The organism is Megamonas rupellensis DSM 19944 (assembly GCF_000378365.1).
Taxonomy (GTDB): domain Bacteria; phylum Bacillota; class Negativicutes; order Selenomonadales; family Selenomonadaceae; genus Megamonas; species Megamonas funiformis.
In genome coordinates, this window is record NZ_KB899587.1 from 23,277 (window position 1) to 32,081 (window position 8,805).

The window sequence follows — 8,805 nt, forward strand, 5'->3', positions numbered from 1 at the left end:
TTATTCCCCTTTCTGAAGCATTGCCCAAAATTGGTCAAATAAATATCTATTATCATCTGGACCTGGTGAAGCCTCTGGATGATATTGTACAGAGAAAATAGGTAATTGTGTATGACGAATACCTTCTACTGTACCATCGTTTACAGCTCTATGTGTTACTTCAAGTGGCAATCCTTTTAAAGATTCTTCATCTACAGCATAACCGTGGTTTTGAGATGTAATATGAACTCTACCAGTGAGTAAGTTTTTAACTGGTTGGTTGGAACCACGATGACCGAATTTTAATTTATAAGTGTCTGCACCAAAAGCTAAGGATAATAACTGATGACCAAGACAAATACCAAATGTAGGTTTTTTACCTGCAATTTCACGTACTACTTCAATAATTTCTGGTAAATCTTTTGGATCCCCAGGGCCATTGGATAAGAAGATACCATCTGGATTTAAAGCCATGATTTCATCAGCTTTAGTATCAGCTGGAACGATTGTTAAATCACAACCAATGCCATGAAGAGAATCTAAAATATGTTGTTTTATACCAAAGTCCATAACTACAACATGTGGACCACCTGGATTTTCCATTTTATAAGTTTTTGGTGTAGTAACAATTTTTACTACTTCTTTTGGAATTTCATTTTTCATTAAAGCGTCAATTTCTTCTTGAGTTGCAGTTTCAGGTACAAGAACACCTTTCATAGCACCTAAAGAACGAATATGACGAGTAACAGCACGAGTGTCTACATTATATAAGCAAGGAATATCTTGTGCTTTTAAGAATTCAGCTAATTCTTCTTCTTTTTGCCAGTTGCTACCAATATCACAAAGTTCGCCAATGATAAAACCATTGAAGAAACATTTACGAGATTGATTGAATTTTTTTGCTGCACCATAGTTACCGATTAATGGGTAAGTGAGTGTAACGATTTGACTGCAATAAGATGGGTCAGTTAAAATTTCCTGATAACCTGTCATACCAGTATTGAATACAACTTCACCTAAAACAGGTCTTTCATCAAGCATATCGCCATAAAAAACTGCTCCGTCTTCTAATACTAATTTGCCTTTCAAAAGAGCACCTCCAAATTATTAAGCTATAATTTCACCATTATCCATTACAATATTGCCTTCAACAATGGTCATAACGGCTTTACCTTTTAATGTACGACCTACAAATGGACTATGAGAACCTTTTGTGTAGAATTTTTCTTTTTCTACTGTCCATTCAAGTTCTGGGTCAAAAATAGTTATATCTGCCATAGCATTTTCTTCTAAGATACCACGTTTACCATCAAAGAATAATTTACCTGGCATATAACTCATTTTAGCTACAAGCTCATTTAAAGAAATTAAATCTTTATGATATAAATCTGTTAATAATACGCCAAGTGCAGTTTCAAGACCTGGGAACCCACTTGGAGCGAATTTATATTCACGGTCTTTTTCTTCTTGAGCATGTGGTGAATGGTCTGTTGCAATGATATCAATAGTACCATCTTTTAATCCTTCAAGAGCTGCATTTACATCAGCTTGTCCACGGAGAGGTGGATTTACTTTTGTTGAAGAATCTGTTGGGTCTACCATTTCATCAGTCATAGTTAAATGATGAGGTGTTACTTCTGCTGTAACTCTCACACCACGTTTTTTAGCTTGACGAACCATATCAATTGCATTTTTAGAACTAATATGAGAGATATGCACCCATGCATCAGCATATTCAGCTAACAAAATTTCACGCATTACTGCGATATCTTCTGCTACTGTTGGTCTACCTTTCATACCGAGCATAGCAGAACGATGACCTTCATTCATTACACCTTCTGCCACAAGACTTGTTTCTTCTGCATGAGACATAATTGCTTTATCAAAAGTTCTTAAATAATCAAATGCATTAAGCATTAATTTGCAATTATTATCAAAATGACCATCATCAGAAAAAGCTACAGCACCAGCTTGTGCCATATCGCCGACTTCTGCTAATTCTTTTCCTTCTTGCCCTTTAGTAAGTGCACCAATAACTTCAATATGCACTACGCCTTCATCTTGAGCACGTTGTTTTAATCCATTTACTAAAATTGCATTATCTACTACAGGTTTTGTATTTGGCATTGTTGCCACTGTTGTAAATCCGCCAGCAGCAGCAGCTTTAGAGCCAGAAGCAAAATCTTCTTTAGCTTCTTGACCAGGTTCACGAAGATGAGTGTGCATATCAATAAAGCCTGGAGCTACTACTTTGCCTTTAGCATCTATTACTTTTGCATCACTAGCTTCTAAATTTTCACCAATAGCTACGATTTTACCATTTTCTACAAGGACATCACTGACAGCATCAAAATCTTTGCCAGGATTTATAACTCGTCCACCTTTAATCAGTAATTTCATTGTCTTTTCCTCCTGTTAAAGTTAGAGTTAATAAAGCCATACGAACAGCAACACCATTTTGTACTTGGTCTTGAATTGCAGAATTTAAACCATAAGCAATTTCTGGAGAAATTTCCACACCTTTATTCATTGGACCTGGATGAAGAATTAATACATCTTTTTTAGCTAAAGCTAAACGTTCTTTATTCAAGCCAAAGATACGTGCATATTCACGAAGAGATGGGAATAAACCTGATTTCATACGTTCAAGTTGAATACGTAAAACATTAATTACATCAGCATCTTTAATTGCATCTTCCACACGGTCATGTACAAAAATACCAGGTTCTTCAGCTAAATATCTTGGTAATAATGTTTTTGGACCTGCAAGATGAACTTCTATGCCCATTTTTCTCATACCCCAAATATCGCTACGAGCTACACGGCTATGAAGTATATCCCCAATAATAGCAACTTTTAAACCTTTTAAAGTTCCTTTATGTTGTCTAATTGTGAATAAATTCAACAATCCTTGAGATGGATGTGCATGTGCTCCGTCCCCTGCATTTATGATAACTGGGCTTACAACTTTAGTTGCATATTCAGCTGCACCTTCGGCACTATGACGCATGATGATAGCATCAACGCCCATATCTTCAAGTGTGAGTAATGTATCGCGAAGGCTTTCACCTTTAACAATACTACTTGTACTAGATGTAATATTCACTACATCTGCACTTAGATATTTGCCTGCTAATTCAAACGAAGTACGTGTTCTTGTACTTGGTTCATAAAATAAAGTAACAACTGATTTTCCTCTTAATGTTGGTAATTTTTTAATATCACGATGAATGATATTTTTCATTTCTTTTGCTGTGTCCAACACTAATTCGATTTCTTCCGGAGAAAAATATTCTAATCCAAGAATATTTTTACCACGTAATGAAACGCTGTTTCTACTCAACATAGTCACTCCTTCGCACTTTAAATGAAACCCAAAATCAAAAAAAGCCTTCCTATGCGAAGGCATAAGAAAGCTACTGATAGCGCAATATAAAGATATATAGTGCTCCCTTTCAACCTCGCTGGATTTTTTTAAAGGGCTATATTTTTATTACTCAAATACTATCATAAACTAGTAATCCTGTCAAATAAAAATGCCTGCATATCTTCTTTAATTATTATATCAAAAATTATCTATATTATTCCAAATTATTTTAAAAAATATTATAAATGTTTATTCGAAAATTACCATCGTTATTGTTACTTATAATCCGTTGATTTATATACATAATATTTATACGATTTATTTAAAATCATAAATTCTAAAGGAGTTCTTATGATAAGAAAAAAATTAGGGCAACGTATAAAAGAAAAACGTTTGCAATTAGGCTTAAGCCAAGAAAAATTTGCTCTTTCTATTAATATGGACAGAACATATTTTGCTAGTGTTGAAAAAGGAAAAAGAAATATTTCTATTTTAAATATAGAAAAAATAGCTAAAGGATTAAATATTTCTTTATCTGAATTATTTCAAGAACTTTAATTTACACTAAGGAAGGATATTTTTATGAGACAAAAAATTAAACTTATTATAATAGAAGAATTTTCTAAAGTAATTGATAGTATACAAAAAGATTTTTCTAAAAATTACAAAAACAAAACAAATAATTTTTTACTTTCACAAATGGATAAGCGTATAATGGCTAATATGGTTTTCGTTAGTAGTTTTGAATCTAAAAGTGGTTTTGCTATTGAAGCTTGTGCTAAAAGAATTGCTCGATTAAAATTTGGTAAAGAAAATGTGCCCACTATTGTTAATCCTAGAAATCTAAAACACAATCTAGATCCCCATTCTATCAATGGTCAAATCATTATTACAGATGTCGATACAAATAATGGCAATCTACGTGGTGAAATAGCTTCTTTCCGTGCTAACAATGAAGCATATGGTAAAGGAAAAAATCGCATTGAAAGCCGTGTTACGCAAGCAAAAATTAAAAATGAACTTTATCCTTTATCTATAAAATACAAAACTAATACAATTTATACAAAACCTGTAGATTTAGCTTTTTTTGATGGTCAAAATTGGAATATATCCGAACTTAAAGCTGGTGGCGATTTAGATAGTTCTAACGCACCATCTAATGTAGAAAAGCTACTAACCATTTATGTAGATATGGGTATAACTAATTGTAATGCTTATTTTGTAGCTCTTTACAACAAAAATGGTGAAGGCAATACTTGGACTGGTAGTGTAAAAAAACATCTAAATTATCCATCTATGTTTCTAATTGGTTCTAATTTTTGGAATAAAATTTTGCCAAATGATATAGATTTTTACACCTTTGAACAAATTTATCACGATGCTTTAGTAGAATTAAATCTCAATGAACATATCAATACATTAATAAATAAAATCATAAAGGATTAATATTTTGTTTAAATTAATAAATGATGACTGTTTTAATTTAATGAAAACAATTCCTGATAATTGCATTGACTTAATTTTAACTGATCCACCTTATAATATAGCTCAATATTCAACAGGAAATATTTTTTTGCCTAAACGAAAACCCATCAATAATGATATTGCAAATTGGGATAAAAATTCAATAAATCCACATAATTTAGTATATGATTTTAAACGTATTTTAAAACCAACTGGAAATATTTTTATCTTTACTGGTTATAATAAATTAGGACAGTGGCATGAAGCTTTCGATAAAGAATTTGATACTTTTCAAATTTTTATCTGGCATAAAACTAATCCACCGCCTAAAATATATAAAAATGGATTTCTAAATAGTTGTGAACTCATCGTTTGTCTATGGAATAAAGGTCATACTTGGAATTTTTCTACACAAAAAGAAATGCATAATTTTTTTGAATGCCCTATTTGTTCCTATCCTGAGAGATTAAAATCTCCATATCATCCAACACAAAAACCAATAAAACTTTTAAAACATCTTATATCTATTGCCAGTAATCCTAAAGATTTAATTTTCGATCCATTCATGGGAATTGGTTCAACTGGTATTGCTTCTTTAGAATTAAACAGACGTTTTGCTGGATGCGAAATAAATAAGACATATTTTAAAGCTTGCTTTGATAGATTAAACTCTGTTTATCATTAATCAATAATATTTGTTATTATTAAATGTTCAACATCTCTTGTATTTCTACCACGTACATTATATGTGTAAGTATTATCAAAAGATATTATATTAAAATTATTTTCATACAGATTTCGAATGAAATCTGTATTTTTTATTACTAGTATAAACTTAGCTTTTATTTTTTTTAACTCATTTGCTAATCGTATTTGATCATCTTTTGTAAACTGTCTATTTTCATAATCTGAAAAATCTGTATCATATGGTGGATCTAAAAAGATAAAATCATTTTCAGTTGCCTGTACTTGTTTAAAGAAATCTGCAAAATCTAAGCAATATATTTTAGTGTTTTGAAAAACATGTCTAATTTCTTCATTAAACATATTTTCGATTTTATTTCTTAATATTTTTTTATTATAAGATATTCCTCCATATGGTATATTAAATTCACCATTATTATTATATCTAAACATGGAGCCATAGCAATATTCTCTTATAAAGTAAAAATTAGCTACTTGATATGCTCTAGATAATGATGTATTTCTTTTTAAGTTAATATCGTTATACACCTTTCTAAAATACATATAATAACCACTCATAAAACCAGTTATTAAATTATCCCTCAAATCCTCTTCTAATAATGGTTTCTTTTCATTTAACTTTACAACTCTTAATATTTTATTTGTTTCTGTTTCTATTATCTGTCTAAAAAAATCATTTTTGTCTATAAGCAATGTATTATAAAATTCTAAATCAAAATTTTGCATTAATTTTTTAGAGAAAAATTTTAAATCATATACAATATTTTCTTTTTTATAATTTTCATCTCTAGTTTTTATATATATCTCTAATATATCATTATAAAATTTATTACAAAATGATAATAAATCCATAAAACTTTTATCATAATTAATTAATAATTTATACAACTGATTATCCTGATTTTTAATTAATTCATAATAATTAATTAAAGACTTTGATATATCATTTACTAAAGCTTTCTGTGGTGATAAATGAAAAAATAATGCACCACCACCAAAAAAAGGCTCAATATATCTATCATATTTTGGAATTAAATATTCAAAATTTTTAATTTCTCCAGATTTTCCACCTGGCCACTTTATTATAGGCTTCACAATATCTCCTTCATATTATAATTCTATTTTTTTAGCATCTTATTCTATCATATTATTTTTTATATGTGAAGAAAGCTATATATCATGATTTATTCATAATATATAGCCTTCTTTATTTATATAGCTTATTATAATGTTTTTTATTTTCTAGTACACGTTTTACATATTCTCTTGTCTCAGGAAAAGGTATTTTGGTATAATCTTTAAAATCTATATCCCAATGATATTTTTCCATCCATTCATATACATTTCCTCTACCTGCATTATATGCTGCAAGAGCTAATACTTCATTGCCTTCAAATTCTGTCTGCAATTCAGATAAGTACCATGTACCATATTTTATATTCATATTCACATTATACAATTTATCTACAGAAAAACTATCATCTTCTATTTGCGTAGCAATCCAGTTGCCAGTTTCTGGCATGATTTGCATAAGACCTCTAGCCCCATGGACAGAAGTAGCATCTTGACGAAATTTACTTTCCGCTAAAATAACACTTGCCACTAAATTTCTATCTACTTCATATCTATCTGCATAAAAATTTATTGTATCTTGATAATCATATGGATATAAATATTTTCGTTGAAAATCCTCATTTTGCCAAACAAAATAACTCAAACTAGCTAATACTAAAATCATTAGCAATAATTTTTTCCAAAAACTCATTTTACGTTTTGTCTTAATATTTACTTGATGGTGTATCCTCTCACTCCTGAACCTCCCACAACTAAAGTCGCAGGGTTCTCGGTCAAGTATTCTAACGAATACAGTATCTCCGAGCTATCCCCATAGTTCCTACGGTTCTTGTATATATTATTTATGCTATGTTTAATATTCTTAATCCTTCATTTCTAATATTTATAGCTGCATTTACATCTCTATCATGATATGTTTTACATTTAGGACAGTTCCACTTTCTAACATTTAAGTTTTTTACTTCAGTATTTTTATATCCACAAACATGACATAATTGGCTTGAAGGATAAAATTTATCTATTTTGACAATAACCCTGCCAAACCATTTGGCTTTATATGCTAATTGTCTCATAAACTCTGACCAGCTAACATCAGCTATATTTCTTGCTAATTTATGATTTTTCATCATGTTTTCAACTTGTAAATCTTCAAGACAGATCACATCGTAATTTCTGATAAGTTGACATGTTACTTGATGTAGTAAATTATATCTTTGATTAGCAATTCTATCATGCAACTTTGCTACTTTTACTCTAGCCTTTTCCCAATTTGAACTTCCTTTTGTTTTTCGAGAAAGCTCTCTTTGGAGTTTAGCTAATCTAGTCAGTGATTTTTGCAAATATTTAGGATTGCTATATTTTACTGCATCTGAGGTTATGACAAAATCTTTTATTCCTAAATCTAAGCCAACATATTTATTCGTTTTAATAAATTCAGGTTGAGGCAGGTCTGTACAACATAGTGCAATGTAATATTTTCCACTAGGAGTCTGCGATACTGTCGCACTTAAAATTCTACCTTCTATTTGGCGATATTTATCTCTTGTTTTAATCTTGCCTATTTTAGGTAGTTTTATTTTATTTCCTAAAAATACAATGTTGTTATTTGTCATATTTGTTTTGTACGATTTATACCGATTCTTTTTAGATTTGAATTTAGGAAAGCCTACTTTTTGTCTGTTAAAAAAGTTTTTATAAGCTGTATCTAAATTTTTTAAAGCATTTTGTAAAGAGGATTTATCTGGTTCTTTAAGCCACTTTTTTTCTTTTTTTAATTGAGTAAGCTCTTTTGAACATTCGTTATAACTTATAGTCTTCTTATTTTGCTCATATGCTTTAATTCTTCTATCTAAAAAGTAATTATATATAAAACGTACACAGCCAAAAGTTTTTTGAAGTAAACTTTCTTGTGTTTTATTAGGGTATATCCTAAATTTATAAGCTTTTTCCATAATAAACACTTACTCTTTCTAATGAATAAACATATCTTCTGCCATATATTACTTCCATATTGTCACTCAATATAATCATGACATATCTATAGTAATATAACAAGTGTTTATATATTAACTACCTATTTTTAAATAACATATACAAGAACTCTAGGTTCTGCTTTAGTCGTATTATGAGGTCTCGTTCATATAGAAACGCTACTTTCTATACAGTTCTCTTATGAACTTCCGTTACTTTCATAACGGCACAGACTATATCTTATC

9 protein-coding genes are annotated in these 8,805 nt (G+C 29.9%); 3 read left to right on the forward strand and 6 right to left on the reverse strand.

What is annotated here, in order from left to right; all coding sequences use genetic code 11:
• Genes carA through F553_RS0108400 form a run of 3 tightly spaced genes read right to left on the reverse strand, consistent with a single transcriptional unit; the run spans position 1 to position 3,325 of the window.
• Complete coding sequence (carA, locus tag F553_RS0108390; RefSeq protein ID WP_018999756.1) at positions 1-1,068, reverse strand: glutamine-hydrolyzing carbamoyl-phosphate synthase small subunit; 1,068 nt, start codon at positions 1,066-1,068, stop codon at positions 1-3.
• 18 nt (positions 1,069-1,086) lie between these two features.
• Positions 1,087-2,379, reverse strand: coding sequence for a dihydroorotase (locus F553_RS0108395; protein WP_018999757.1), 1,293 nt, complete (start codon positions 2,377-2,379; stop codon positions 1,087-1,089).
• Positions 2,363-3,325, reverse strand: a complete 963-nt coding sequence (locus F553_RS0108400) for an aspartate carbamoyltransferase catalytic subunit (RefSeq protein WP_008539980.1) — start codon at positions 3,323-3,325, stop codon at positions 2,363-2,365. Before F553_RS0108400 ends, F553_RS0108395 begins: the two co-directional genes overlap by 17 nt.
• A gap of 372 nt (positions 3,326-3,697) precedes the next feature.
• On the opposite strand from F553_RS0108400, the gene F553_RS0108405 reads away from it, so the two are divergent.
• Genes F553_RS0108405 through F553_RS0108415 form a run of 3 tightly spaced genes read left to right on the forward strand, consistent with a single transcriptional unit; the run spans position 3,698 to position 5,495 of the window.
• Positions 3,698-3,904, forward strand: a complete 207-nt coding sequence (locus F553_RS0108405; RefSeq protein WP_018999759.1) for a helix-turn-helix domain-containing protein — start codon at positions 3,698-3,700, stop codon at positions 3,902-3,904.
• A 24-nt stretch (positions 3,905-3,928) separates the two neighbouring features.
• Positions 3,929-4,792, forward strand: coding sequence for a TdeIII family type II restriction endonuclease (locus F553_RS0108410; RefSeq protein ID WP_018999760.1), 864 nt, complete (start codon positions 3,929-3,931; stop codon positions 4,790-4,792).
• A gap of 4 nt (positions 4,793-4,796) precedes the next feature.
• On the forward strand, positions 4,797-5,495 hold the full coding sequence (locus tag F553_RS0108415) for a DNA-methyltransferase (RefSeq protein ID WP_018999761.1): 699 nt from the start codon (positions 4,797-4,799) through the stop codon (positions 5,493-5,495).
• Here the strand turns inward: F553_RS0108415 and F553_RS0108420 are convergent.
• The 3 genes from F553_RS0108420 to tnpB all read right to left on the reverse strand — a co-directional run bounded on the left by F553_RS0108420 (position 5,492) and on the right by tnpB (position 8,541).
• Positions 5,492-6,610, reverse strand: a complete 1,119-nt coding sequence (locus F553_RS0108420) for a DNA adenine methylase (protein WP_018999762.1) — start codon at positions 6,608-6,610, stop codon at positions 5,492-5,494. The two genes, F553_RS0108415 and F553_RS0108420, sit on opposite strands and share 4 nt — an antisense overlap.
• A gap of 112 nt (positions 6,611-6,722) precedes the next feature.
• A complete protein-coding gene (locus F553_RS0108425) occupies positions 6,723-7,280 on the reverse strand; it encodes a lytic transglycosylase domain-containing protein (RefSeq protein ID WP_370753644.1) in 558 nt (185 codons plus the stop codon).
• Positions 7,281-7,431: 151 nt separating this feature from the next.
• Positions 7,432-8,541: an IS200/IS605 family element RNA-guided endonuclease TnpB gene (gene tnpB, locus F553_RS0108430; RefSeq protein WP_018999764.1), complete on the reverse strand. Its 1,110-nt coding sequence runs from the start codon at positions 8,539-8,541 to the stop codon at positions 7,432-7,434.
• Positions 8,542-8,805 lie beyond the last annotated feature (264 nt).

Bases quoted from the DNA above. Each gene is read 5' to 3' on its own strand.
- F553_RS0108395 (WP_018999757.1), bottom strand. From the start codon at position 2,379: ATGAAATTACTGATTAAAGGTGGACGAGTTATAAATCCTGGCAAAGAT.
- F553_RS0108425 (WP_370753644.1), bottom strand. From the start codon at position 7,280: ATGAGTTTTTGGAAAAAATTATTGCTAATGATTTTAGTATTAGCTAGT.
- tnpB (WP_018999764.1), bottom strand. From the start codon at position 8,541: ATGGAAAAAGCTTATAAATTTAGGATATACCCTAATAAAACACAAGAA.
- F553_RS0108400 (WP_008539980.1), bottom strand. From the start codon at position 3,325: ATGTTGAGTAGAAACAGCGTTTCATTACGTGGTAAAAATATTCTTGGA.
- F553_RS0108410 (WP_018999760.1), top strand. From the start codon at position 3,929: ATGAGACAAAAAATTAAACTTATTATAATAGAAGAATTTTCTAAAGTA.
- F553_RS0108405 (WP_018999759.1), top strand. From the start codon at position 3,698: ATGATAAGAAAAAAATTAGGGCAACGTATAAAAGAAAAACGTTTGCAA.